Source organism: Glaciimonas sp. CA11.2 (assembly GCF_034314045.1).
In the GTDB taxonomy this organism is placed as follows: domain Bacteria; phylum Pseudomonadota; class Gammaproteobacteria; order Burkholderiales; family Burkholderiaceae_D; genus Glaciimonas.
Genome location: NZ_JAVIWL010000001.1, coordinates 3,465,244 through 3,490,218 on the forward strand (window position 1 = coordinate 3,465,244; position 24,975 = coordinate 3,490,218).

21 protein-coding genes and 1 pseudogene are annotated in these 24,975 nt (G+C 48.2%); 16 read left to right on the forward strand and 6 right to left on the reverse strand.

Annotated elements, in window-relative coordinates:
• Positions 1–33 precede the first annotated feature (33 nt).
• Positions 34–1,257 carry a 3-oxoacyl-[acyl-carrier-protein] synthase III C-terminal domain-containing protein gene (locus RGU75_RS14970; RefSeq protein ID WP_322237197.1) on the reverse strand — a complete coding sequence of 408 codons (1,224 nt, stop codon included), beginning with the start codon at positions 1,255–1,257 and terminating at the stop codon, positions 34–36.
• 301 nt (positions 1,258–1,558) lie between these two features.
• On the opposite strand from RGU75_RS14970, the pseudogene RGU75_RS14975 reads away from it, so the two are divergent.
• Positions 1,559–1,804: pseudogene (locus RGU75_RS14975) on the forward strand (SDR family oxidoreductase); the annotation flags it as partial.
• A gap of 91 nt (positions 1,805–1,895) precedes the next feature.
• Here the strand turns inward: RGU75_RS14975 and RGU75_RS14980 are convergent.
• Positions 1,896–2,864 (reverse strand): GlxA family transcriptional regulator, encoded by a 969-nt coding sequence (locus RGU75_RS14980; protein WP_322237199.1) that lies wholly within the window; start codon positions 2,862–2,864, stop codon positions 1,896–1,898.
• 437 nt (positions 2,865–3,301) lie between these two features.
• On the opposite strand from RGU75_RS14980, the gene RGU75_RS14985 reads away from it, so the two are divergent.
• Positions 3,302–3,994 (forward strand): HD domain-containing protein, encoded by a 693-nt coding sequence (locus tag RGU75_RS14985; RefSeq protein WP_322237201.1) that lies wholly within the window; start codon positions 3,302–3,304, stop codon positions 3,992–3,994.
• Between the two features lie 115 nt (positions 3,995–4,109).
• Here RGU75_RS14985 and RGU75_RS14990 read toward each other — a convergent pair whose 3' ends face one another.
• The 4 genes from RGU75_RS14990 to RGU75_RS15005 all read right to left on the reverse strand — a co-directional run bounded on the left by RGU75_RS14990 (position 4,110) and on the right by RGU75_RS15005 (position 9,657).
• Positions 4,110–5,270: a mechanosensitive ion channel family protein gene (locus tag RGU75_RS14990; RefSeq protein WP_322237202.1), complete on the reverse strand. Its 1,161-nt coding sequence runs from the start codon at positions 5,268–5,270 to the stop codon at positions 4,110–4,112.
• 409 nt (positions 5,271–5,679) lie between these two features.
• Positions 5,680–6,258 carry a superoxide dismutase [Fe] gene (gene sodB, locus RGU75_RS14995; protein ID WP_322237203.1) on the reverse strand — a complete coding sequence of 193 codons (579 nt, stop codon included), beginning with the start codon at positions 6,256–6,258 and terminating at the stop codon, positions 5,680–5,682.
• A 322-nt stretch (positions 6,259–6,580) separates the two neighbouring features.
• Entirely contained in the window at positions 6,581–7,942 is a 1,362-nt protein-coding gene (gene xseA, locus RGU75_RS15000) for an exodeoxyribonuclease VII large subunit (RefSeq protein ID WP_322237205.1), read from the reverse strand.
• A gap of 557 nt (positions 7,943–8,499) precedes the next feature.
• The gene (locus RGU75_RS15005) at positions 8,500–9,657 is read right to left on the reverse strand and encodes a putative zinc-binding peptidase (protein ID WP_322237207.1); all 1,158 of its coding nucleotides are present in this window, start codon (positions 9,655–9,657) and stop codon (positions 8,500–8,502) included.
• 929 nt (positions 9,658–10,586) lie between these two features.
• On the opposite strand from RGU75_RS15005, the gene RGU75_RS15010 reads away from it, so the two are divergent.
• The 14 genes from RGU75_RS15010 to RGU75_RS15075 all read left to right on the forward strand — a co-directional run bounded on the left by RGU75_RS15010 (position 10,587) and on the right by RGU75_RS15075 (position 24,906).
• A complete protein-coding gene (locus RGU75_RS15010; protein WP_322237209.1) occupies positions 10,587–11,192 on the forward strand; it encodes a MotA/TolQ/ExbB proton channel family protein in 606 nt (201 codons plus the stop codon).
• A 231-nt stretch (positions 11,193–11,423) separates the two neighbouring features.
• Positions 11,424–11,861, forward strand: a complete 438-nt coding sequence (locus RGU75_RS15015; protein ID WP_322237211.1) for a biopolymer transporter ExbD — start codon at positions 11,424–11,426, stop codon at positions 11,859–11,861.
• A gap of 200 nt (positions 11,862–12,061) precedes the next feature.
• A complete protein-coding gene (lpxK, locus tag RGU75_RS15020) occupies positions 12,062–13,111 on the forward strand; it encodes a tetraacyldisaccharide 4'-kinase (RefSeq protein ID WP_322237213.1) in 1,050 nt (349 codons plus the stop codon).
• Positions 13,092–13,295 (forward strand): Trm112 family protein, encoded by a 204-nt coding sequence (locus RGU75_RS15025; RefSeq protein ID WP_322237215.1) that lies wholly within the window; start codon positions 13,092–13,094, stop codon positions 13,293–13,295. Before lpxK ends, RGU75_RS15025 begins: the two co-directional genes overlap by 20 nt.
• 112 nt (positions 13,296–13,407) lie before the next feature.
• Complete coding sequence (kdsB, locus tag RGU75_RS15030; protein ID WP_322237217.1) at positions 13,408–14,160, forward strand: 3-deoxy-manno-octulosonate cytidylyltransferase; 753 nt, start codon at positions 13,408–13,410, stop codon at positions 14,158–14,160.
• A gap of 349 nt (positions 14,161–14,509) precedes the next feature.
• Entirely contained in the window at positions 14,510–15,166 is a 657-nt protein-coding gene (gene adk / locus RGU75_RS15035; RefSeq protein ID WP_322237219.1) for an adenylate kinase, read from the forward strand.
• A 271-nt stretch (positions 15,167–15,437) separates the two neighbouring features.
• Positions 15,438–17,939 (forward strand): sodium-translocating pyrophosphatase, encoded by a 2,502-nt coding sequence (locus tag RGU75_RS15040; protein WP_322237221.1) that lies wholly within the window; start codon positions 15,438–15,440, stop codon positions 17,937–17,939.
• 302 nt (positions 17,940–18,241) lie between these two features.
• Positions 18,242–19,426, forward strand: a complete 1,185-nt coding sequence (locus RGU75_RS15045) for a patatin-like phospholipase family protein (protein WP_322237222.1) — start codon at positions 18,242–18,244, stop codon at positions 19,424–19,426.
• A 251-nt stretch (positions 19,427–19,677) separates the two neighbouring features.
• Positions 19,678–20,109 carry a ribonuclease gene (locus RGU75_RS15050; RefSeq protein WP_322237224.1) on the forward strand — a complete coding sequence of 144 codons (432 nt, stop codon included), beginning with the start codon at positions 19,678–19,680 and terminating at the stop codon, positions 20,107–20,109.
• Positions 20,110–20,167: 58 nt separating this feature from the next.
• Positions 20,168–20,566 (forward strand): barstar family protein, encoded by a 399-nt coding sequence (locus RGU75_RS15055; protein ID WP_322237226.1) that lies wholly within the window; start codon positions 20,168–20,170, stop codon positions 20,564–20,566.
• 168 nt (positions 20,567–20,734) lie between these two features.
• A complete protein-coding gene (gene purN / locus RGU75_RS15060) occupies positions 20,735–21,370 on the forward strand; it encodes a phosphoribosylglycinamide formyltransferase (protein WP_322237228.1) in 636 nt (211 codons plus the stop codon).
• A 219-nt stretch (positions 21,371–21,589) separates the two neighbouring features.
• On the forward strand, positions 21,590–22,843 hold the full coding sequence (locus tag RGU75_RS15065) for an RsmB/NOP family class I SAM-dependent RNA methyltransferase (RefSeq protein WP_322237229.1): 1,254 nt from the start codon (positions 21,590–21,592) through the stop codon (positions 22,841–22,843).
• A complete protein-coding gene (locus RGU75_RS15070; protein WP_322237232.1) occupies positions 22,840–23,499 on the forward strand; it encodes a phospholipase D family protein in 660 nt (219 codons plus the stop codon). The genes RGU75_RS15065 and RGU75_RS15070 overlap by 4 nt, the downstream gene beginning before the upstream one ends.
• A gap of 66 nt (positions 23,500–23,565) precedes the next feature.
• Positions 23,566–24,906 (forward strand): mechanosensitive ion channel family protein, encoded by a 1,341-nt coding sequence (locus RGU75_RS15075; RefSeq protein ID WP_322237234.1) that lies wholly within the window; start codon positions 23,566–23,568, stop codon positions 24,904–24,906.
• The last annotated feature ends 69 nt before the right edge of the window (positions 24,907–24,975 follow it).

The window sequence follows — 24,975 nt, forward strand, 5'->3', positions numbered from 1 at the left end:
TGGGAGTCTGCGCCAGAACGCTATTCCGGCAAATCAGGATTTTCTCATCACAGAACCAAATATTGTCAAACCTGGGCCAAAGGCGAGGGAAACAATGATTTTCCCGCTAGATATAGTTGCATCCTCTACTAAATTTTTCCAAATGTGGGGAAGAGTCGCCGAAGACATATTCCCGCGAGAAAAAAGAATTTCTTGGCTATGTTGAACCTGATCTTCCCTTAATCCGAGCAAAGACTGAACCGAATCAATTATTTTTGGACCTCCAGGATGAATGGCAAAAATACCATTTTGAAAAATTTCTTTTATGGGAAGCTGAGCCTCACTAAGCATTTCAGAAACAAAAGTCAAAACATGCTTGGCTATTTTTTTAGGAACCTCTCTGGAAAGCGTCATTGTCATCCCCCAACTATCAGGTGACCATGTCATCAGTTCTTCTGTGTCTTCAATGATTTCTTCCTTGATCACGATGAGTGCCAAAGTATTCTTCGATTCAGCATCAAATGGCTGCAAAGAATATTTTATATGGCCATCCGCAAAAAGGCTTTGAATCACTATTTGCTCTGGTGAGTGATCAGTAAGATTGACATGAAGACTGCACATTTCTGTATGAACAATGTCGATCGTATTAACGCCCGCTGATGGGGAATTTTTCTTTTTTTGCAATGCCGATAGCAACCCTTCGGCGAGGCGAATACTGGGAATGGAAGCATAACAACCCATATGATAGGCATGGGTGACATTTGTTTTTTTCATCCATCTATTAAGATTTACGAGACTTTGAGCCGGACTCGGTGAAAAGTAGCCGGTACAACTCACATGAATAATATGTTCAGGTGGATGAGACTCTTGAGGGAAAAATCTATGAAAAAGAGAGCGCGATCTTTCTCGGAAAAATTTCGTTCTTTGCCCCATGTCTTTTCCATAAAGGGAAGTTGTAGGAATATCTCCCTGAGGCAAATTCAAGTTGTATAAGCGCAATTCATCCCACTTAATATTTCCTACATCGAGGACATCAAAAGAGCGAGTGGAAATCCGCGATTTTTTACAACCGAAGAGCTCAAAACTCTTGCGCATTTTAGAATTAAGTTGATCCCATGATTCTTTAATTTCTCCATTTTCCTTCGGTGTCCGTAGAGTCTCCACGCGCGCATGGGCAGCCGCCAGCCAACATAAGATATCATCCTGATCATAAGTGGCATGAGGCATGACAACTGTAAAATCAGAAAGTTGAGCAATTATTATGGAAGTTGTGGTCATTCTTCACTCCTCGCTTAAGAAATTAATCTTGAATGCCTGAAACTTAAACTTAAACTTAAGAAAAATTTTGTCGATTCACTTAATTTTTTGGAGTAGCTATGAACCACGCCTAAGCTTGCTGCTCAAGCCTAGCATCGGAAACTGGAATGTTTTACAGCTTGACTTTCATGCAAACCCAATGAGAATGCAGTTGCCATTTCTGATAGACTTGTCGGCTAGGTAATTATTGCCGTGAATTTTTGATGGTGGCTGAAGGGGGTAAATGAAACGTTATCTCCTTGATAGTGGTGTCTTCTGCTGCGTGGCTTGTGAATTGGCACGTTTTGGTATTCGGGTGATGGCTATTGCGCCTCGCATTATGGAAACGCCGATGTTGTTGGGTATGCCAACCGAAGTGCAAGATGCGCTGGGTAAGACAGTACCGTTTGCAGCGCGTATGGGTAAGCCGGCAGAATTTGCCGGGTTGGTAAACACAATTGTCGAAAACGCTTATCTTAACGGCGAAGTCATTCGTCTAGATGGCGGAATCTGCATGACTGCGAAGTGATGTCAGTCGTCAGATAACAAAGATTGAAGTATCAAGGCAGTGCGTAAGAAAGTGACAGTCGCATTTGCTTTGATGTCTACGAACCATTCACTTAATCAGGACTATTCTTTCTAAAATTCGCCCGATATGCATGAGGTGCTACGCCGAGGCGCTTGTTAAATACAATGCGCATGCGATCAGCATTGCCAAAACCACAATCGTATGCGACCGCCTTCAGCGCGTCATCGGTACTTTCAAGAAAATAGCGGGCCGTATCTACGCGTGCGCGTTCGACAAACTCATGTGGTGTCACGCTTGTCAATTGCAAAAACATACGCGCAAAATGACGTGTGCTCATACCAGCCACTTCGGCGAGTTTTTCGACCGTAAAGCGTTCTCTAATATGCTCCATCACATAGATTTGTACCTTGGCGACTGGCGATGTATCGTCTGTGGGAGCAACGAGGAAAGGACTAAACTGAGATTGACCACCCCGACGCTGAGCAAACACGACCAGGCGCTTTGCTACCGCAAGTGCGATCTTTGGACCGTGATCTTCTGCTACTAATGCCAGCGCACCATCAATCCCTGCCGTCACACCAGCGGAGGTTAGCAGATTTCCATCGCGAATGTATATACGATCAAGTTGAACCCGCGCACGCGGAAATTGTTGCGCTAATTGCGGTGCATTTTGCCAGTGTGTCGTGACATGGCGATCATTGATCAGCCCTGCGTGGCCAAGTGCAAAGGCACCCGTGCATATCGATCCAAAGCGTTCGCAGCGTGAAGCGACATTAATTAACCATGCGATTAGCTGCGAATCTGGTGCGTCAATTGGTAGCTTGGGTCCACCTGCTACTAACGCGGTGTTATAGGGGCCGTTGGCTTCGGCAAACGTTACATCCGCAAGCAAACGCATGCCGTTCGAAGCGCGCACGGCATCCTTGGTTGCGCTTACTAATGTTATCGCATAGCCGTTACCGGGAGAAACGAAATTATTTGCCTCAACAAAAACATCGAGCGGTCCGGCAACATCAAGCGCTTGAACACCAGAAAAAATCGCAATGGCAATAGTTCGCATCGAAGATACCCTTGAGTGAGTCAAATAGCCGGTCGGACGTAGAGCGGCGGCGTCGCGAAATATCGCACTTTCAGATCATTTTGTAGCTGATTGTCGGTGGGGACGCCACGCCACGTCCGAAAGTTTTTTGGCTACCGAACGAAATACTACATGAAATCATAGTATCGGTGATGGCTGGATAAGGCGTGCGGTTGGCTGTGTTCAACGCATGCTCCGCATTGTACCGAAGCATTCTTCCCATTAAAGTGAACTGCATTGCACGCTAGCATTAAGAGAGTCAGGCGCGCAAGGAATGGCTGACTTCTGCCACATTTGATCGCGTGTAATTGTCACGACTATGGTGTCTTTTGTATCTGTTGTGATGATTGTCGGCCACTTTTTATTTGAACAACGCATTGTCGCTGCCTTGATCAGCGCAGTGCGATCTGGAGAATTTTATGAGCAATTTTATCGCAGGTATCCACGTTCCTGATAGCCGGATGGCGCGGGACGCAACGCAACTGGTTCGAGACACTGAAACGGATTTATTGTTTCATCATTCGACTCGGGTATTTTTATTTGGCGCATTGACTGGAGAGCGCAAAAAGCTGAAGTACGATCCAGAACTGCTTTACATCGGCGCCATGTTCCATGATATGGGGCTCATCGAGACATATAGTAGCAAACATGACCGCTTCGAAGTGGATGGCGCAAACGCCGCACGTGATTTTTTAAAGGGATACGGTATTGGCGAGGCTGATATTGAGCAGGTGTGGGACGCCATCGCATTGCATACTACGCCGGGAATTACACAATACAAGAAACCTGTTGTGGCACTGGTCACGGCGGGTGTCGAAATGGATGTGCTGGGTTTTGCCTATAGCGATTTTACCGATGCGCAGCGAAACCAGATTGTGCAAGCGCATCCGCGTGGTCTGCATTTTAAAGATAATATTATTGATGCTTTTGCTAAAGGTACCCGTCATAAACCGGAGACAACTTTCGGCAATATCAAGGCCGATGTACTGGCACTTAAAGATCCCACTTATAAACGCATCAATTTTTGTAGCCTGATTCTTAAGTCATCATGGAACGACGATAATCAGAATGGGATTTGCTGCAACAATCCCGGTCATCATAAGAGCGTTTAATCTTCCGACTTTCCATGGCACCCACTTTCTATATTTAGCCCACGCTACTATTACCGTGGTTTCTCATTTACAAGGGATCTGTCTTCCAGGCTATTGAATCGATGGCTTTTGTTGACTAGCGAATGGGTGCAATTTGATCGCTTTGTTGCTGTGGCGGCCCATCAATGATCGTATCAAGCGGATCGGTGTTGTTTCGGCCAGACGATTTCACTTCAATCGGATCAAGTGCGGTGCGTAGGCGCGGTAATGCCTGTGGATAATGAGCGGCGATGAAGGAAATCATTTCTTCACGGATGATGCAACGTAAATCGAAAGCGGTACCAGAATCTTGGGCGCTTGTGAGTAGACGAACTTGCATCGCCCGTTCGTTGACATCTGTTATGTGGAGCACACAGACCCGGCCATCCCATAACGGCGAGGACTTGCAAATGCGTTCAAATTCGACGCGTAATGCTGGTACCGGCACTACAAAATCCAGCCACAAAAAAACGGTGCCGAGAATTGTGGAGGAATTATGTGTCCAGTTTTCAAATGGGTTCTCGATGAACCATTGTAGTGGCACGATCATGCGACGTTCATCCCAGATGCGTATCACAACAAAAGTGCCGGTAATTTCTTCTACGCGTCCCCATTCGCCTTTGACGATGAGAACATCATCGATTCGTATTGGCTGGGAAAACGCTATTTGTAGTCCTGCAATAAAATTACCAAGAACCGGTCGCGCCGCCATACCGGCGACCAACCCAGCCACGCCCGCAGATGCTAACAAGCTTGCGCCAAATTGTTTGGCTCCGGGCAAGGTGAGTAGGACGAAACCAAGTCCGAGCAGGCCAACGATAAAATGTGCGCTGCGCGCCAGTACGCGGGTTTGCGTCAGGATTCGACGCGCCTTTAGATTGTCGATCACGTCGGCTGGGTTGCGATTGACTACGGTGACAGTGACCGCCTTGATGCATTGCATGGCGAGCCAGGTAAGTGCAAGAATGAGGCCGACTGAGGTCAGGTAAGACAAAGGCACTAGCCATGGCGTATCTTCCGGCGCGCCGGTTAGCACTATTCGGATCGCGAATAGCAGCATGCAAACCTGACTCGCACGAAACGCGATGATGGTTGCATTGGTCGTAAACGGTCGATTACCGGCTATACGCCGTAACAGAAAAATTCCTGCGCGATGCAATATTGCGGCAAGTAGGCATGCCACGAAAGCGGTAGTAAGAGCGATCAGACCCGAACGTAATGGTCCCTGATGTATCTCGGACAAAAAGCTGAAATCCATAGGCAAATATTTCCTCCGTACATGAAGCATACAGGAAGGCTCGCCTGACCGGTGTTATCGGGGGCTAAGCGCCTTACTCGCGTATGAGAAAAATGCTATTTTAGCTATGGATGTTTTACGGATTAAAATGAGTTTGGCGATCTGAAGTATGAATGTTGTCTAGCAAATCCGCATAGCGTTTTTAGTGAAGCAGGTGAGCAAATGTCGAGGCCAGTAATCAATTACGATAGCTGTGCCGTTCTTCTCCGGTTGCTCTGACCAGTATAGCAATCTCTTGCGCATTTTTTTTGTAACTGAAATTGGCAGTAAAAAGCCGACTGGGAAGTCGGCTTTTGTTTGACTTATAAATTCTGGTTTACCATTAATTCATTCGTCAAATCAGTTCTTCAGCTTATTCGGTCAATTGAAATTAAGCAAAATTCGCTGCAGCAAAATCCCAGTTTGCCAATGCCCAGAATGCTTCCAGGTATTTTGGACGAGCATTGCGGTAGTCGATGTAATACGCGTGTTCCCACACGTCCACTGTGAGCAGTGGTTTTGCATCGGTTGTCAGTGGTGTTGCAGCGTTTGAAGTCGAGACCAGATCCAGCGAGCCGTCAGTCTTTTTGACCAGCCATGCCCAACCGGAACCAAAGGTGCCAACTGCGCATTTGGTCAATTCAACTTTGAAGTTGTCGAACGAACCCCATTTAGCATTGATCGCATCAGCCAGAGCGCCGGTAGGTGCGCCGCCGCCATCTGGGGACAAGCTGTTCCAGTAGAACGTATGGTTCCAGATTTGCGCTGCGTTGTTGAAAACGCCGCCAGAAGATTTCTTGACGATATCTTCTAGTGAGGCGGTTTCGAATTCTGTACCTGGAACCAGATTGTTCAGATTGGTCACATAGGTTTGGTGATGCTTGCCGTAATGGAATTCCAGTGTTTCTTTGGAAATGTGAGGTGCCAATGCATCAAGTTCATACGGTAGGGGTGGGAGTGTGTATGCCATGGTGTGTCCTTTCTAAGTTTTATGGGGCTACTGAGACCCTGTTAGGTCTGTTGTGTTTTGTCCTGCTTTGTGCAAATCAGGGCAACGTTAAATCCGCCTTCAAACCGATTACATAAACCAATTCCGGTACTGCGATGCTTTCCAACCTTTCGTACGGCTCCAGTTTTTACAAGCATCATCTTGCTGACCGTGATCGCTTTATGAAGGGTTTTTGCGCTACCTAACCACAGAGATTCCACAGGTTCAAGGGCGTTATTGTAAAGCGCTTATCTATTCCATGCAGCAATCAGACGAATTCAAATACCTTTATTGCAAAGTCACGCTAGTCGAACGTTGGCTGGACACTATCAATACCGACTTTCGCACTACCTTCTGCCAACTGTATTGTGACGATCTGACGCGGTTGGAGTTCCTTTGGCGCGCGCAAAACGGTGCCTTTTGCATTGGTCACAATGGCGTAACCACGCTCAAGTGTCCGTTGTGGATTTAGCAATTCCAGTTGCGCATTAAGTGCCTTTAGTGCGACCCGGGATTGTTTGTTTTGGTTCGTGAGCGCATGTTCGAGGCGCCGTGTTTGCTCTAGTAAAAGAATTCTTGCGCGGCGCGTGTCCGGTAATTGTGCGGTTAAGCGTGTTCGCAAATGCAGAAGGCTATAGCGCGACTGTCTTAACGGAATAGTAGTGGCGTGCATCAATCGGGTTTGCAGGGTTTGTGATTTCAGGCGCTCATGGCCGATTGTGGTCGCAGGGCTAACCAGGCGACGGGTTAGCCAGTCAAGGGTCTGGCCGGTTTCGCCGAGTTGTCTGCGGACTGCGCGAGTCATATCAGCGGCATTGCTTGCTATTAACGACAGCCAGTCGTTGCGGGGGATTGCTGCCAGTTCGGCGGCAGCCGTCGGGGTCGCTGCACGGACATCGGCAGTGAAATCGGCAATCGTGACATCAGTTTCATGACCGACGCCGGAAATAACCGGCATCGTTGCCGCAGCGATGGCACGGGCGACGCTTTCATCATTGAATGACCAGAGATCTTCAATACTGCCACCGCCGCGGCAGACCAGCAATACCTGGCATTCGTTACGCGATGAGGCGGTGTTGATTGCTTTAGCAATTTTTTCCGCGGCACCTTCGCCTTGAACCGGCGTGGGATAGATGACCACGCGGACATGCGGTGCGCGGCGGGCCAGCGCTGTCAGAATGTCGCGTAGCGCTGCCGCTTGCAGACTGGTAACAACGCCGATACAGGTGACGAACTGTGGGATAGGGCGCTTGCGAACAGGATCGAAAAGACCCTCTGCATTGAGTTTTTCTTTAAGTCGTAAAAATGCTTCGTATAGGTTTCCAGCGCCAGCCCGGCGGATGGCCTCTACATTTAGTTGGTAGTCGCCACGCGGTGCATAGAGCGTGACCAGGGCGCGTACCTCGACCTTATCTCCCTCGCGCGGGGTAAATCCGGCATGTTGCGCACGGCCTTTGAACATGACCGAGCGCACTTGTGCACCGTCATCTTTTAGCGTGAAATACCAATGACCGGAGGCCGCCTTCGTAAAGTTGGATATTTCGCCGGAAACCCACGTTAAGGGGAAACTGCGTTCTAACATACGCGCCACGGCCTGATTGAGGGCGGAGACAGAGAGCACGGGTGCGCTGCCGACGCGACTGTCGGCGGGTGGGGCGAAAAGCATTGAGACCTTCGGTGAGTGGCTTAGTTATTTATTTGCAAAAACACAATGGGATGTCATTCGAATGGCATTTAAATGTGACTTATTATTTGGCTGATTACTATGATTGCGTATTTGAAGCGATGCTACCCACACATTCAAGGCGCTATTGTAGAACGTAAAGCGACGAAAGACGGTCTGGAAGACACTTACTCGTTGTGCTCTTGGTTGCATCGCGAAAGGCCCATGACCAAAATACTGTGATCGATTTTTGCTGCACCTGTACGCAGTGTCTAAATAGTATTTGCAATCAACGACTTAAGTGTGTTGGAAGGTGCTTACACACAAAGTTATCCACATAATCTGTGGAAAAGTCCCGACGTGACGCGCAGGAATGCCTTTTTGGCGAATAATGGTCTGGCTAGCGTACTTTTGGACAAAGTGCGCGGATATTATCCACACCAATAAAAATCATTCTAATCAAGTACTTAACGCGAATCGGCCAGTCTTGTACACAAAGTTACCCACAATTTCTGTGGATAACTAAAAGGTTAAGACACGCTTGTCCTAAGCTTTGCTTTCTATTTTGGCTTCGGTTTCGGGTTTGGATTTGACTCCTGTTCGAATTTCGGTTTCGGTTGCACCTTTGCTTTTGCTTTTGCATTCGCTTTCTCTTTGGCTTTAACCTGGGCCAGTACTACCCGGTGAACGAAGTGCAACTTGTCCTGCACTGGCGTTGATAATTTGAAAGGATAAGAGTCAGGCGTACCGACACTTCTGTTCAGACTATTCAACACGTAAGTCAACGCAAACCAGTTACCGATTATTTCTTCGAATGAGTCGATTTTTAGAGGTGGCGCACTGATGACCATTTCAGGCTCGGCAGCCTTCGGTGGACTCAGCGATAGTCCGCAGGTGTGAGCGGTTTCGAGTGTATCAATCATGTGTAAGTAATGCGCCCACGTCTCTGCCCAGTCCTCCCACGGATGAGAACTGGCATAGATGCTGATGAAGTTTTTCTCCCAATCAGGCGGCGTGCCATTTTCGTAGTGGAGTTTCAGGCACTCGGCATAATCCTGGCGTTCATCGCCGAATAATTCTCGATAACTGTCTATCCAATCAGTGCCGGCAATCAATCGATCAAAATAGTAATGTCCGCTTTCGTGGCGGAAATGACCTAGCAACGTGCGATAACCTTCGTGCATTTGCTCGCGGGTGCGCTCACGTTCTGACGGATCGGCCTCTATCACGTTAATGGTAATCAAACCGTTATCATGGCCGGTCATCACCGGTTCCTCGCTCAAACCATCCTCTAGAAATTGAAAGGCTAGCCCGCGCTCTTCATCTTGCTGCTTCGTTAGTGGGCGAAGACCCAGCGACCAAAGAGAATAAAGAAGGCGGCGCTTGGCAGACTCCAGCCGTTGCCAAAAAAGATGGTTTTTTTCTTTCAGCAACGAGGGAATGATGACTGTCAACTGGCAAGAGGCGCAAAACTCATTTTCGTCATCTGCATCCAGCATCCAGTTACAGACATGCTGATTGACATAATTGCTACATTGTTTATAGAGGCGTCCGGCATCGGCCGGATTGAGACTGCGCCACTTGTTATCTTCAACTAATTCAAAACTATTGACCGCACGTTGCTCGGGTTGGTATCCGAGGGTGCTTTCACAACTGAAACATAAGGTGTTTTCAAAAAAAACTTGTTGTTTACATTTATCACAATGAAAAGTTTTCATGTTTTTCCTTATTTTTTTGTCAATTTGGTGTTTATCAACCTAAAAACTAAGAATGATATCAACGACCATAAATCACCTCTTTTGAATTACATTTGTATGCATTTTGTCGTTTTGTGTATTAGGGTTAGTAGTTCATTTTATATTATTAAATAACTATCAATGTGCTCTAGTCATGCGGAATGCTGCGGCACACTATTTTATTTTTGTTGGAGTTGGTCTGACGATTTATTTTTGGGTCAGCCAGACATAAAACGACTGTTTATTCACTCCCAGGGCTGGAAATCATGGCATTGCATAAATTGGGGGAGAGGAATACGCCACCCTTGCGTCCGAACTGCGCAGGAATCAAAACTCATTGCTAATCAAGTGCTTAGCCTACTTTAGACTGCTTTGTGCACAAAGTTATCCACAAATTCTGTGGATAACTATTTTTCTATTGCTGCGCATTAGTGTAAGTCTGTATGTGCGGATACCTCAGTTTTTTATGAACATAGTATTTCCACTGATTTACTTTACATCTGGTTATTTGTAACAAAAAATCCAAACCACTTACCCATTCTGAACAATGGCAAAAAGATGAACCGAATCAACGTGTTAGATTCTTCAAGGCTGAGTTGTTCACAAAGTTGTCCACAAAATCTGTGGAGAACTTTCTCGGTTGCAAATGGGAATATTCTTGAATTAGTTTGCTGCATTGCACTTTTTTAATGCAGGGATAAATAAACCTTTTAAAACAATGATTTAGATTTCTGCACTAGGACTTATCCACAATCTTATTCACAAAAAATGTGTGGAACTTTTCCTGCTCGGGGAATGAAGGAGCTGAATAGAATAAATCAACGATCGATGGGCTTGCTCACTTCGCCTCAACAGTTTACATTCTGCTTCCATTAGACAGACCTGTCTGCGGTCCTCTCAAGGAGTTTCTTTTGTTTGCCATTATTCAAGCTGCAGGCTGGCCGATCTGGCTGTTATTGTGTGCCTCCGTCATCGCTACTGCATTGATCATCGAGCGCTTGGTTTATTTGCGTCGCTCGCGTATTTTGCCACCGCAGTTGTTGCACGAGGTTATCCTGGTTTATCACAACGGGCGCGCTAACGCTGAAGTGATCACCAACCTGGAAAACAATTCCCCACTGGGACGCGTATTGGCTGCGGGTTTACGTAATGTCGATGCACCACGCGATATGATGAAAGAGGCGATCGAAGAAGCGGGGATGGCCACAGCGCATGAGTTGGCGCGGTTTCTGACGACCCTTGGAACGATTGCTTCGCTCGCCCCGCTGATGGGCTTATTCGGCACAGTGGTGGGGATGATTGAAATTTTTGGTGCGACCAATGGTGCGGGTACTGATCCCGCGCAACTGGGTCATGGGATTTCAGTGGCGCTCTACAATACCGCGTTTGGCATAGGTATCGCGATGCCCACGCTGGTTTTTTACCGCCATTTTCGGGCCACGATCGATAGTTTCATTGTCGCTATGGAACAGCAGGCGATCAAGTTTGTCGATATCGTCCATGGCGAACGGAAGTAAGTATTTTTCGACGTATACTGCGCAGCGTCAGACGACGGCATTACAAACGACGGACGAACGGATTGCAGGGTGGAGCAGTATCTGTTCTGGTGCATCATGTGCGGTTTGACGATGCCGCTCACTACGGTTTTGAAAAGTCTATGGGACAAAACGCAGAAATCAATTTCGGTGCGAACTTAGGTGCGAATTTAGGTAAGACCGAAGCAGGAATCAATGCCAGGAGGATCATGTATGAATTTTCGCAAAGGTAGAGCGCGCGAAGAAATTGAAATTAATTTGATTCCGTTCATTGACGTATTGTTGGTTATTGTGATTTTTTTGATGGTCACAACAACTTACAGCAACTTAACCACGCTAAAGATTACGTTACCGACCGCAGATGCAGGCAAGGCGATCGCGGAGCCGTTTCGTATTACAGTGGCGGTGACTGCGCAAGGTCAGTATGCGATAAATAAGGAGCAGGTGTCGTCGAGGGATGCTGAGGCATTAGCGCAGGATTTGAAGACGGCCGCACAAAGCGACCCCAATAAGTCAAAGGAAACGCCCGTGATTGTCATCAACGCGGATGCGATGTCGCCCCATCAAACGGTGATTAATGTGTTGGAGGCAGCGCGTTTAGCTGGTTTTGAGAAAGTGACATTTGCTGCACAGGCAGCCGCCCACAAGTAGTAAAAAGCAGGGATTGCTTGCTTTGTATCATGGCTTGTACGCATGTTGATCGATGTATTTCGATCAAGGTTTTTCGATCAATAGCATTACCTGACGCAGCGTGGTCGTTTATTGATGATAGATACGGTTCCTTCTTTCTGTTCCTATTCTGTTTTTTAATGTATTTCTTTTGATTCCTTTTTTATGACAGGTTATTCCATTTGACTCGTAAGCTCTCCACGACCGAATCAGTGCTTACCGCGGCTTGGCAAAGACGGGGTTTGCTGGCGTGCTTGCTATGGCCGTTATCGTTATTATTCTTGTGTATATCGGGATTACGTCGCATTTCGTATGTGATCGGCTTGCGTGCGAGTACGCGCTTGCCGGTTCCGATCATAGTGATTGGAAATATTTACGTCGGTGGTACAGGTAAGACGCCTTTGACCATCTGGCTGGTACAAGCCTTACGGCTGGCGGGATATACGCCTGGCGTGATTTCCCGTGGTTATGGTGTCAATCCCAGTGTTGAAACACGCGTGGTGTCGACGAATTCGGTTGCAGCGGAAGTCGGTGATGAACCCTTGTTGATTGCTCAGCGCGCGCAATGTCCCGTGGTGGTGGGTCGAAATCGGGTTGCAGCGGCGCAAGCATTGTTGCAGGCGCATCCGAAGGTGGATGTGATTTTATCCGACGATGGCTTACAGCATTATCGGTTACAGCGCGACATCGAAATTGTGCTGTTTGATAGCCGCGGACATGGTAACGGTTGGTTATTGCCAGCCGGTCCCTTGCGTGAAACGGCGTCCCGAAGGCGCGACTTTACAGTGGTGAACCTGGGACGAGCGGCAGTTTTGCCGACTTCATTGCCGCGCTCGGCGATCCGTATGCAGTTGATCGGCGAGGTCGCAGAGCGCCTGAGTGATCGCTCGCAGACTTTCCGCATCGCTGATTTTTCGACCAAACTGCCGGCACCTCGGATTCTGGCCGCTGCAGGAATTGGCAATCCTCAACGGTTTTTTAACATGTTGTCCGGCATGGGTTTGGTATTTCACTCCCTGTCGCTGCCGGATCATTACGATTTTTCGACGAATCCTTTTGCTGCACTGGATGCAGAGATCATACTGATCACCGAAAAGGATGCAGTAAAATGTAGTCAAATCAAAACCATCAAAAACGACCCGCGTTTGTGGGTTGTGCCCGTGACCGCGCAGATTGACGTCGCGCTGATACAACAAATTGTGGAGAAACTCCGTGGACACCCAACTGCTTGATATTTTAGTTTGCCCTATCTGTAAAGGGCCTTTGCAGCATGATAAAAAAGCACTAGAACTGATTTGCAACGCCGACAGGCTCGCTTTTCCGATTCGCGACGGCATCCCTATTATGTGGGCGGACCAGGCGCGGGATCTGAATAGTCCAGCTGACCTGGTGGTCTCGGACGGCGCGCCGTCATAGCTGATAGCCGCCCGACTGAATTTAGCTTTTCATTTTATTTAGCTTTTCGTTTGCGTCTGCTGTTGCGTGACTGCTCAGATAGCTTATCAAATAGTCCCTATAAAGATCGCCAATGTCCTTTACTGTCATTATTCCTGCGCGATTAGCATCGACCAGATTGCCAAATAAGCCTTTAGCTGATCTCGGCGGCAAGCCAATGATTGTGCGAGTCGCCGAGCGGGCGGCGCTCTCCGGCGCTGCTCAGGTCATCGTCGCAACTGATCATGTCGACATTTTGATTGCGTGTGAGAAATACGGGGTTGTCGCACGTTTAACGCGTTCTGATCACCCTTCTGGAACGGATCGGATTGCGGAAGTGGCAGCGGGTTTAGGATTGGCGGCACATGCCGTAGTGGTTAACGTTCAGGGCGATGAGCCGTTAATTGATCCAGAATTGATTGCAGCCACCGCCGCGCAGATTGTAGATGGCGTGCCCATGGCAACGGCAGCGCATGCAATTAATAGTGTCGCGGATGCCTTTAACACGAACGTAGTGAAGGTGGTTGTCAGTAAACATGGTCGTGCGTTGTATTTTTCTCGTGCAACTATTCCCTGGCACCGGGATGGGTTTGCGCAATCGCGACAATCGTTGCCCAGCGACTACGTACCATTACGGCATATCGGGCTGTACGCCTATAGCTACGCGTTTTTACAAACTTATCCGACACTGACGGTGTCGCCATTAGAACAAATTGAAGCGCTGGAACAGCTTCGCGTGTTGTGGCATGGCTTTCCGATTGCGGTCCATATCGCGCAGGACGCACCGGCCGCTGGCGTTGATACACCAGAAGACCTGGAGCGCGTGCGACAATTTTTCAAGGACTAATTTGTTAATGCGTCGCTGACTCAGCGGTTTCTTTATTGGCTAAAGTTGGTCTATGATTTTTCTTTAAATCAGCTATAAACCAGCTTTAAGCCGGTAATGAATCAGAGCAAAACAGTAAAAGAACAGTAATGGCTCGGTAAAATAAGCATCTACAAAACCACGTAACTGCACCGTTAGAGTGCTGTTTGGTAAAATTTTGTGGTAAGTTTCATGCAAAGTTAGCGTGTTATAACAATGGTTGCAAAATGACGCCGCTGCGATTTTCAAAGTAAGTCTAGATATTTAGCATTGAAAGTGTAGAAATGAGCGTCATCAAATAAATTTCAAACTCACCTTAGGACTACATAATATGCGCCTCATCCTTCTAGGAGCGCCCGGTGCCGGTAAGGGCACGCAAGCTACCTTTATAAAAGAACGATTCAACATTCCGCAAATTTCTACCGGTGACATGCTAAGGGCAGCCGTCAAGGCGGGAACACCACTTGGTATCGAAGCAAAAAAAGTGATGGATGCGGGTGGTTTGGTCTCGGACGATATTATTATTGGCCTGGTAAAAGATCGTCTGAAGCAAGCGGATTGTGCCAACGGCTATCTGTTTGATGGCTTTCCACGCACAGTGCCACAAGCTGATGCGATGAAAGAAGCAGGCGTGGCGATTGACTACGTGCTGGAAATTGATGTGCCGGACGCGGCAATTGTTGAGCGTATGAGTGGCCGACGCGTACATCCTGCTTCTGGTCGCACTTACCATGTCAAGTTCAATCCGCCAAAGGTGGAAGGGATTGATGATGTGACTGGAGAAGAGTTGATCCTCCGTGACGACGACAAAGTAGAAACCGTGCAGAAACGTCTTTTTGTGTATCACGAGCAAACTGAAGTTCTTGTTAAATATTATGGTGACTGGGCTAAGGCAGGAAATCCCGGCGCGCCACAATATCGCAAAATCGTTGGAGTTGGACCTGTTGATCAAATTCGCGACAGTGCCTTCAAGGCATTGGAAGCCTAAAAAAGAGCGGACCATGAGTCCGCTTTTTTTATTTCTATGCGCTGTAAAGATTGTAAAGAATTTCACATGTGGTTAGGATAGTAATCAATAACCGTTAGTTTTAGACACGCCAGCCCAGGCCGACTTCTGAAAATAAAAGGGCAACAAAAAGTTTTTCAGTACACATGATTTGTAGATTGATGCGTATCCACCAAAATGGCGGAACGCCTATTTACTTAATGTGGTTGTTTACTTTGTGATGGTTGTCCGTAATAAAACAGGAGGAGTCAACATGGCATCTGGTCTATGGTTTGCGATCGCTTGCGGCATTATTGCTGTGATATATGGAATGGTGTCACGCAGCTGGATTTTAAAGCAAGACCCAGGAAACCCGCGCATGCAGGAAATCGCCGCGGCCATTCAGCAAGGGGCTGCAGCCTACCTGGCTCGCCAATACCGCACCATTGCTATCGTCGGTGTGGTGCTATTCATCATCATCGGATTTATTCCAGGCCTCGGACTGGTCACGGCTCTCGGCTTTCTGGTCGGTGCGCTGTTGTCCGGGGCGTGTGGTTTTATCGGAATGAATGTATCGGTACGTGCCAATGTGCGCACTGCACAAGCCGCCACCAAAGGTTTAAATCAAGCGCTCGATGTGGCATTTCGTGGCGGTGCTATCACTGGAATGTTGGTAGTCGGACTAGGCCTGCTTGGTGTAACGATTTTCTATTTATTGCTGATTACTTTTTTTAGTCGCCCGGATATGTCGCTGCATGATGTCTTAAAGCCGCTCATCGGTCTTGCATTTGGCGCCTCGTTAATTTCTATCTTTGCGCGGTTGGGCGGCGGTATTTTTACCAAAGGAGCAGATGTCGGGGCCGATTTGGTGGGCAAAGTTGAGGCTGGTATACCTGAGGATGATCCACGCAATCCGGCCGTGATTGCGGATAACGTTGGCGACAATGTTGGCGATTGCGCGGGGATGGCGGCAGATTTATTTGAGACTTACGTGGTGACGTTGATTGCAACCATGTTGTTAGGATCATTGCTGATTAAAGGATTTGAATTACAAGCCGTGCTATATCCGCTGATGCTGGGCAGTGTCTCGATTCTGGCTTCCATCGTTGGCTGCTCAATGGTCAAGGTCAAGCCCGGCAAAAAAATTATGTCGGCTTTGTACACGGGTTTGTGGTGGGCGGCGATTCTCAGCCTGATTGGCTTCGCGGTAGTCACTTGGCTACTATTACCGCCTCCGATGGTGTTGCCGATGATGGGTTCTGCACTAATCGGTATCATTCTGACCGGCCTGATGGTCTACATCACGGAATATTACACTGGCACTGATTTCAAACCTGTACGTCATATTGCTGAGGCCTCGACCACCGGTCATGGCACCAATATTATTGCTGGCCTCGGCGTTTCCATGAAGTCAACCGCCTATCCAGTGCTCGCGGTGTGTGTCGCGATTCTTGCGTCTTATTGGCTGGCCGGTTTGTACGGCATTGCGATTGCTGCGACCGCGATGCTGTCAATGGCTGGCATCATCGTTGCGCTTGATGCTTATGGACCGATTACCGATAATGCGGGCGGCATCGCAGAGATGTCGGGCTTGCCGGAATCGGTGCGTGCGATTACTGATCCGCTTGATGCGGTCGGCAATACGACCAAAGCGGTGACCAAAGGCTATGCGATTGGCTCGGCCGGATTGGCGGCGCTCGTGCTGTTTGCTGATTACACCCATGCACTGGATTCGGTGGGTAACAGTACCGCCTTTGAATTATCAAATCCACTTGTGATTGTTGGTTTATTTATTGGTGGACTGATTCCGTACTTATTTGGGGCCATGGCGATGGAAGCGGTCGGTCGGGCTGCTGGCGCTGTAGTGGTCGAAGTGCGTCGACAGTTCCGTGATATTAAAGGAATCATGGATGGTACTGGTAAACCTGAGTACGACAAGGCAGTGGATATGCTGACTTCGTCTGCGATTAAGGAAATGATCGTGCCGTCGCTTCTTCCTGTCGTTGTTCCGATTCTGGTGGGTTTAATATTAGGCCCGGCGGCACTTGGTGGTTTGTTGATGGGGACTATTGTTACGGGGTTGTTTGTCGCCATCTCGATGACGACCGGCGGCGGTGCCTGGGATAACGCCAAAAAATACATCGAGGACGGCAATCACGGTGGCAAAGGTTCGGAGGCGCATAAGGCGGCAGTGACCGGCGATACCGTCGGAGACCCTTATAAAGACACGGCGGGACCGGCAATTAATCCACTCATCAAAATCATCAATATTGTGGCGTTATTACTGGTACCAATTTTGCCGATGGGAGGCGCAAACCTGTTGGGTGGTGCAAGTGCGCCGACCCAAGTTATTGCAGTCGTGGTGACACCTTTGGTCGTAGCGCCAACAGTGAGCGGAAGCAGTGGCGCGGTTGATGGCGGTGCTTCCGCTCATGGTCAGGTAACCGGTACGCTTGCCGCGCCAACCGATGTCACAGTGATTCGTTTTGCCGAGGGCAAAAGCGATGCCCCGTTTGGTGCTGCAGATCAGCTGGCTACTATCATCGCTGCCGCTAAAGCCAGGCCCGACGCCAAGCTGGTCTTGCGAGGGTTTCATGATGCCACTGGTAACTCAGCAAATAACGCCGAGATCGCCAAAGAGCGCGCCATGAGCGTCAAGGCACTGTTGTTAATGGGTGGTGTCACCGAAGACCGGATCATATTGCAAAAACCCGAGATAACCACCGGTAGTGGCGACAATGCAGAGGCACGGAGAGTGGAGATTAGCATCCAATGATTTTGGCAGTGACTACGCCTCACGATATTGAGGGGGCGCAATCAAATCTTTGGCTATCTGCGCCAAGCAGATAGCACGTTATCGACTCCACAGGATTGCGCAAATTTTTTATAAAAACCGCTGATCGTAGTGAGATTGTTGTTGGAAGCTTGATTTTCGCTTTTCGCTTCTTGCTTTGGTCTCTCTCTTCTACGTTTGGGTGCATATGTTGTGTGTATGTATCAGCGCGAACATATTTGGGGAATTTCTTGTTTTTGCGGTCCTTTGCAAAAATAATGCGTTGCCCTGTTAAGCTTGGCATCATGACGAACAGAAAAAATGTGGGCCTTATTTTGACCGGAGGCGGAGCGCGTGCAGCTTACCAGGCCGGCGTTCTGGATGCGGTTTCCGCCATTTTGCGTGAGCACGGGTGGGCGCCAAAGCGGAATCCGTTCGATATCATTTGCGGGACTTCAGCAGGTGCTATTAATGCTACTGCGCTGGCGTGTCGGGCGGATAATTTTTCTGAGGGCGTTGATCATCTTCTCCAGGTCTGGAAGCATTTTAGTGTCGAACATGTCTATCGGGCGGATTCGCTTGGCGTGTTACGGTCGGGCGCGCGTTGGCTTTCGTTGCTGTCGTTTGGCTGGTTACTGCGTCAATGGCACGCACATCCACCGAGTTCCTTGCTCGACAATACGCCTTTGGTGACACTGTTACATCGTTCGTTAGATTTAAAGGGGTTGGACGCCGCGTTGACTAACGGGAGTTTGAAAGCGCTGGCGGTAACGGCGTCTTCTTATAGTACGGGTCTGCACACGACCTTTTACCAGAGTGCCCACGAAATTCAATCCTGGACGCGCAGCCAGCGACGTGCGATCAGAGACCAGATCGGTGTCGAACATTTGCTGGCATCGTCTGCGATCCCGTTTATTTTTCCGGCCGTTCCCATTTATTGCGAAGGTCAGCGTGAATATTTTGGAGATGGTTCGATGCGACAACTGGCTCCCATTTCTCCCGCAATTCATCTTGGCGCGAGCAAGGTATTGGTAGTCGGTGCGGGCCGCATGATGCAGCCACCGATGGATGTTCCTCTGTTTCCCCATTACCCTAGTTTGGCGCAAATTGCAGGGCATGCTTTATCGAGTATTTTTCTCGATGGGCTGGCCGTCGATATCGAGCGACTGGAGCGTATTAATCACACGCTGTCATTTCTCACTGAGGAGCAACGCGAGCATACGCCATTGAAGCCCATTGAAATGCTCATTATTTCGCCGTCAGAGCAAATTGATGACATCGCTATTCGTCATATCCGTAGCCTCCCGAAATCAATTCGTGCATTGCTGGGCGGGATAGGTGCAACCGAATTAAGGGGGGCGGCATTGGCTTCCTATTTATTGTTCGAATCAGGTTATACCTGCGAATTAATACAAATGGGGCAAAAGGATACGTATGCACGGCGCGAGGATGTAGTGAATTTTTTTGCCGATCAAGTGTCGAACGATTGATTCGTGCTTAGCCGAATTCGTACCGGCTAAAAAATATCTTTAGCTCTATTCTTGTTTTGTTATTGAAGAACTGTCAGAACTTTTAACCGAAACTGCGCGAGTTGATATTAAGTGTTTTCATTGAGAGGCCCGCGATCGGGCTAAATACAGGGAAAGTGGGCATCAACTTTGTACGGATGGTAGATGCGTGTTGATTGGGTTTCTGCAACAAGTTAATCTCAATAGCTGATTCTTCAGAAATTATTAAAAATATGAAAAATAAAGTAGCTTCAATTTACGCATGCATTTTCGCGATTGTGAGCGCTCGGCGACGACTCCCATTTCTTCAGCAATTTGGTCTCCTGCTAATAGGCTTGTTGTTTTCGGTCCAAGTTTTTGCCCGCAATCCGTTGCTAGTCGATACAATTGCCTTATCGCAACTCCCCGTCGAGGCCCGGCAAACGTTGGTGCTGATCAAGCAGGGTGGACCTTTTTCCTATAGGAAAGATGGCGTCGTGTTTGGAAACTATGAGGGGCTTTTGCCAAAACAAAAGCGTGGTTATTATCATGAGTTCACCGTAAAAACACCGCGAGCAAGGAACCGCGGCGCTCGCCGACTTATCTCTGGTGGAACAGTCAACGCTTCGAGTGAATATTATTATACCGATGACCATTACGCCTCCTTTAAGCGTGTTCAGGAATAGTCAAATATCGATTTCAGTATAAAACTGCAACCCATCATTGCATTTAGTTGAGGGAAAAATGAGTTTGTTTAAAACCGTGCCGCCAAACGTAGTGCAATCTATCCGTGCATTTCGCGTGGCTGAATTACAGACCGAGGCAGTTCGTCTGGGCCAACATTTTCTGTACGCATATTGTGCAGAGGCAATGACCAAACAACAGGTGCTTTCAAAAATTGCACAAGCTTTTTATTTTCCTAAACATTTCGGTAAGAACTTCGATGCACTAGCCGATTGTCTGACAGATCTTGCGCATAAAGCCGGACCGCAGCCAGGTTTTATCATCGTTATAGAGCAATTGCCAAATACACAAAAATTTGACAAAGAGGCTCGTGAAATTTTGCTGGACGTGTTCCGGGATAGTGCGGATTTTTGGGCAGAGAAAAAAGTCGCTTTTCGCGTGTTTTACTCTTTTCAATAACTTGGTTTCAAGACTTAGTATTGCATAATAAGCAACCAAAATGCGATTGCAACGCATCGTCGGTTTAGAAATCGCTTTGTCTCTTTCAGACCAAATTTAAGAAGATTTTCTACGTCATTTTGTGCGTCAACGTTCCTAAGCTGCTGCGCAGCGGGTACAATGCGCGCCATGAGAAGCATCGTTATCCTTATTTCTGGACGTGGCAGCAACATGGAAGCCATCGTCCGGGCAGCACAAACTGAGCAATGGCCGGCCAAAATTGCGGCTGTTATAAGCAATCGCGCCGATGCAGGTGGTTTGTCCTTTGCCGCTGCGCACGGTATCCCGACAGCGGTTGTCTCCAATAAAGATTACCCTGACCGCACGTCATTTGACGCTGCGTTGCTAGATGAAATAGACCGGTTTTCACCCGATTTGGTCGTGCTCGCGGGATTTATGCGAATTTTGACTGCGCCGTTTGTTCAGCATTATGCAGGTCGGATGCTGAACGTCCATCCGTCCTTATTACCAAGTTTCACCGGGTTGGCAACGCATCTTCAAGCATTGACAATGGGTGTTAAAGTGCATGGCGCAACGGTTCATTTTGTGACTGCTGATCTTGATCATGGGCCGATCGTTCTGCAAGAAGTGGTGCCGGTAATGGACGACGACACTGTTCAATCGTTAGAGGCGCGGATCTTGATACTGGAACATCAAATGTATCCCCGTGCAGTTCGGTGGTTTGTAGAAGGGCGACTCATGATCCAAAATGGACGAGTGTATAAGCGCGGTGACATCGCGCTGGATGGTGATTTGGCGGAATAGTTGCTCACCGTCATTGACCCGAATAGGTCACGCATGTAGTCTGGAAACGTAATCTTAAAGACGCTATAAGTATCAGTAATACGTTTGAAGCAAAAAAAGACAAAAAAACAGCACCATAAAAAGAGCAAAAACATAGTAAAAATAGAAGTATCCAAAACAGATAGCAACCTGAAGCGCTGCGCTTCAAACAAAATAATTAGTTTTTATGAAAGATTTAACATGAGATTGCCTCCAGCGATCATCGGTCTTACCGAAGAAGTATTGCGCGAAGTTTTACGATTTACCGGTCCTGCTGACGTTACTTTATCCCGCTATTTTCGCGATCACCCAAAGCTTGGTTCACGTGAACGTGGTGTAATAGCCGAAGCTGTGTATGGTTTATTACGTAACAAATTGGTGTACACCAGTTTTGCCGAATCTGGCAATGGCCCGACTATGCGCAGAATGACTTTGTTAGGTCTGGCTGACGCGGTTGGTGCAGATTCTCTTGGTGGTCTGTCCGAAGAAGAAGCAGAATGGCTAGCGCGGGTGGCTGAAATCGATCGCCGACTGTTGCCAGCGCACATGCGCGCTAATTTACCGGCATGGCTTTATGAAAAACTGGTCGCGCGTGATGGTGAGGAAAATACCTTGTTGCTCGCGGAAGCATTGAATACGCCTGCACCTCTAGATTTAAGGGTCAACTCAGTCAAAGCTGCACGTGATGATGTGATCGCTACGCTAGCGGAGGCACCGATTCTTTGTGAGCCGACACCGTATGCGCCGCTCGGCTTGCGTATTATTAAAAAGCCATCTGTTCAAAATTTGCCCCTATTTAAGAGTGGTGCAATTGAAGTGCAAGATGAGGGAAGTCAGTTGCTGGCCCAAATCGTTGGCGCAAAACGTGGCGAAATGGTTGTGGATTTTTGTGCTGGCGCTGGCGGTAAGACTTTGGCGCTCGGTGCGACTATGCGCAATACGGGACGTTTGTACGCGTTTGACGTTTCTGAAAAGCGTCTGGCAAAGCTAAAGCCAAGGATGGCGCGTAGTGGTTTGTCGAATATCCATCCAGTACTGATTGCGCATGAAAATGACGCAAAGGTAAAGCGTTTGGCTGGCAAAATTGATCGCGTGTTGGTTGATGCACCTTGTAGTGGCTTAGGCACTTTGCGCCGTAATCCTGATGTTAAATGGCGTCAGACGCCAGAAGCGATTATCGAAATGAATGCCAAGCAAACCGCGATTTTGTCGAGCGCTGCACGCTTAGTCAAATCAGGTGGTCGTTTGGTATACGGCACTTGTAGTCTACTTGATGAAGAAAACGAAGCAATTGCAGCGCAGTTCCTGGCTACGCACGAAGATTTTTCATTGCTACCGATGAAGGATGTCTTAGCAGAGCAAAAAATTGCGTTGGAAATGGATGATTATCTGAAGCTGATGCCACATCTGCATCACACAGACGGTTTTTTTGCGGCGGTATTTGTCCGTAAATGACGCCAGGCTCTTTTTGTTTCGTAAAGCTGCGCGAACGGCTGGTTGCCGCCACTATCATCATCACGATGGGACTGGCGGCGGCGCAGGTTCGCGCTTTTGACGCGACACCGCCACGTGAACTGGCGACCGGCACTTTGCAAGCCGCGTTTTCACCTTGGGATGATATTGAGGGTTTGATCACGCAGGAGATCGCGGGCGCTCGCAAACAGGTATTGGTCCAAGCGTATATATTGACGAATCGCCCAATTGCTACGGCATTGATTGCTGCCAGGAAACGTGGGGTAGATGTTCAGATACTGGTCGATGAGCATCAGCTTAAAAAAAATCCTGGAACTCAAGTCGAACGCTTAGTAACTGCTAATATTCCAGTATGGGGCGAGACAAACTATCGGAGTGCCCATAATAAAGTTATCGTAATTGATCCGACGGAAAAAGATGCCACGGTGATAACAGGAAGCTTTAATTTTACCTGGAGCGCTCAGCATAAAAATGCGGAAAACGTCCTTATCGTTCGCGATAATCCAGCGATAGCCGCACGTTACGCAATGAATTGGCAGCGTCACCTTAAGGACGCCAGAAGCCTGCCGGATACGGCTAAGCGTCGCGGTAAAGCCGGTACAAAAACCGTGCGCGACAACACGACAGTCCAACGGTAACACCCTCAGACGCCTATCCTATACAGACCAACACTCCCCATCATCATGTTCGATTTTCTCTCTGATATGGCTGATAGCCTCGCACACAATTTGGCGGCCCCTGGCTTGCTGATGCAGGTCGCAGTGGCCCTCGCTTGCGTCGGACTTGGATGGCTCTGCGCACGGGTATTACGTCGTATTTTTGCCGTTGACGATCTCAAGCAACCGGTAGTCCAAATTGGATTACGCAGTTTTGCACAAGTATTGACGCCGCTTCTCGCAGTATTGTTTCTTGTCCTGGCTAAATTGATTGCCGCCAAATGGCAGCAACCAGTTAGTTTTTTGCGTCTGGCGATACCATTGATGGCTTCTCTTGGCCTGATGCGTTTTGTTTTTTACGTGCTGCGTCGTGTATTTGTGCGCGACCGTGGTGTCAGCACTTTTTTGTTGCTGTTTGAGAAGGCGTTCGGGGCGCTAATATGGGGCAGCGTTTTGTTGTACATCACAGGATTGTGGCCGGATTTAGTCGATTACCTTGCCAACACTATCTTGCCGATCGGTCGCCATCAAGTTTCTCTTCTCGCTATATTTCAGGCTTTAATCTCCGTTCTGGTAACCCTAATTATCGCGTTATGGGCTGGGGCCACACTTGAACAGCGCCTGATGCGTTTGAACACCATGCATTCATCCCTGCGCACTGTGGTGGCGAGAATGGCGCGCGCAGTGTTGGTTTTGGTAGCGGTTCTGCTGAGTCTATCGCTGGTCGGTATTGATTTAACTGTGCTCTCAGTATTCGGTGGTGCGCTTGGTGTGGCCCTTGGTCTGGGTCTACAAAAAATAGCGAGCAGCTACGTTTCCGGATTTGTCATTTTGCTCGAGCGCAGTCTATCTATCGGCGACATGGTCGGTGTAGGGACTTATTACGGAAAAGTGACCCAAATTAACAGCCGCTTCACGGTTCTGGAGGCGCTGGACGGCATCGAGTCGATTGTGCCGAATGATGTCTTCATGACTAATGCGGTGCAGAACTACTCTCTGAATCATCGTATTTTGCGACTATCTACACAACTCACGATTGTGTATCAGGAAAATATTGAAGAAGTACTCACAATATTGGAAGAGGCCGTCAGTATTGTCGAACGTGTGACTCACGAAATTTTACCTCAAGCTATTTTGTTGAAGATAGGTTCGAGCGGATTAGAGCTAGAGGTCGGATTCTGGATTGTCGATCCAGAGAACGGAAGGTTGAATGTGCTGTCTGATGTGAACAGAGCAATCTGGCGGGCGCTACAGACGCACAAGATCAAAGTAGCCCAATCACGGACTGATTTGCGGATGGTTGCCAGCCACAGTCCAGGTGCAGATTCACAACAAGTTGCGCAGATAGATAGCCAGTCGGTCTTACCGAATTCAAAAAACATCCTGTAAAGGTAGTACAATAGGGAGTTAATTTCGGTTAAGTGACTGGTAACTACCCGCGAACTTACCCTCAACTTG

Bases quoted from the DNA above. Each gene is read 5' to 3' on its own strand.
- RGU75_RS14970 (WP_322237197.1), bottom strand. From the start codon at position 1,257: ATGACCACAACTTCCATAATAATTGCTCAACTTTCTGATTTTACAGTT.
- RGU75_RS14980 (WP_322237199.1), bottom strand. From the start codon at position 2,864: ATGCGAACTATTGCCATTGCGATTTTTTCTGGTGTTCAAGCGCTTGAT.
- RGU75_RS14985 (WP_322237201.1), top strand. From the start codon at position 3,302: ATGAGCAATTTTATCGCAGGTATCCACGTTCCTGATAGCCGGATGGCG.
- RGU75_RS14990 (WP_322237202.1), bottom strand. From the start codon at position 5,270: ATGGATTTCAGCTTTTTGTCCGAGATACATCAGGGACCATTACGTTCG.
- sodB (WP_322237203.1), bottom strand. From the start codon at position 6,258: ATGGCATACACACTCCCACCCCTACCGTATGAACTTGATGCATTGGCA.
- xseA (WP_322237205.1), bottom strand. From the start codon at position 7,942: ATGCTTTTCGCCCCACCCGCCGACAGTCGCGTCGGCAGCGCACCCGTG.
- RGU75_RS15005 (WP_322237207.1), bottom strand. From the start codon at position 9,657: ATGAAAACTTTTCATTGTGATAAATGTAAACAACAAGTTTTTTTTGAA.
- RGU75_RS15015 (WP_322237211.1), top strand. From the start codon at position 11,424: ATGAATTTTCGCAAAGGTAGAGCGCGCGAAGAAATTGAAATTAATTTG.
- kdsB (WP_322237217.1), top strand. From the start codon at position 13,408: ATGTCCTTTACTGTCATTATTCCTGCGCGATTAGCATCGACCAGATTG.
- adk (WP_322237219.1), top strand. From the start codon at position 14,510: ATGCGCCTCATCCTTCTAGGAGCGCCCGGTGCCGGTAAGGGCACGCAA.
- RGU75_RS15040 (WP_322237221.1), top strand. From the start codon at position 15,438: ATGGCATCTGGTCTATGGTTTGCGATCGCTTGCGGCATTATTGCTGTG.
- RGU75_RS15045 (WP_322237222.1), top strand. From the start codon at position 18,242: ATGACGAACAGAAAAAATGTGGGCCTTATTTTGACCGGAGGCGGAGCG.
- RGU75_RS15050 (WP_322237224.1), top strand. From the start codon at position 19,678: ATGAAAAATAAAGTAGCTTCAATTTACGCATGCATTTTCGCGATTGTG.
- RGU75_RS15055 (WP_322237226.1), top strand. From the start codon at position 20,168: ATGAGTTTGTTTAAAACCGTGCCGCCAAACGTAGTGCAATCTATCCGT.
- purN (WP_322237228.1), top strand. From the start codon at position 20,735: ATGAGAAGCATCGTTATCCTTATTTCTGGACGTGGCAGCAACATGGAA.
- RGU75_RS15065 (WP_322237229.1), top strand. From the start codon at position 21,590: ATGAGATTGCCTCCAGCGATCATCGGTCTTACCGAAGAAGTATTGCGC.
- RGU75_RS15070 (WP_322237232.1), top strand. From the start codon at position 22,840: ATGACGCCAGGCTCTTTTTGTTTCGTAAAGCTGCGCGAACGGCTGGTT.
- RGU75_RS15075 (WP_322237234.1), top strand. From the start codon at position 23,566: ATGGCTGATAGCCTCGCACACAATTTGGCGGCCCCTGGCTTGCTGATG.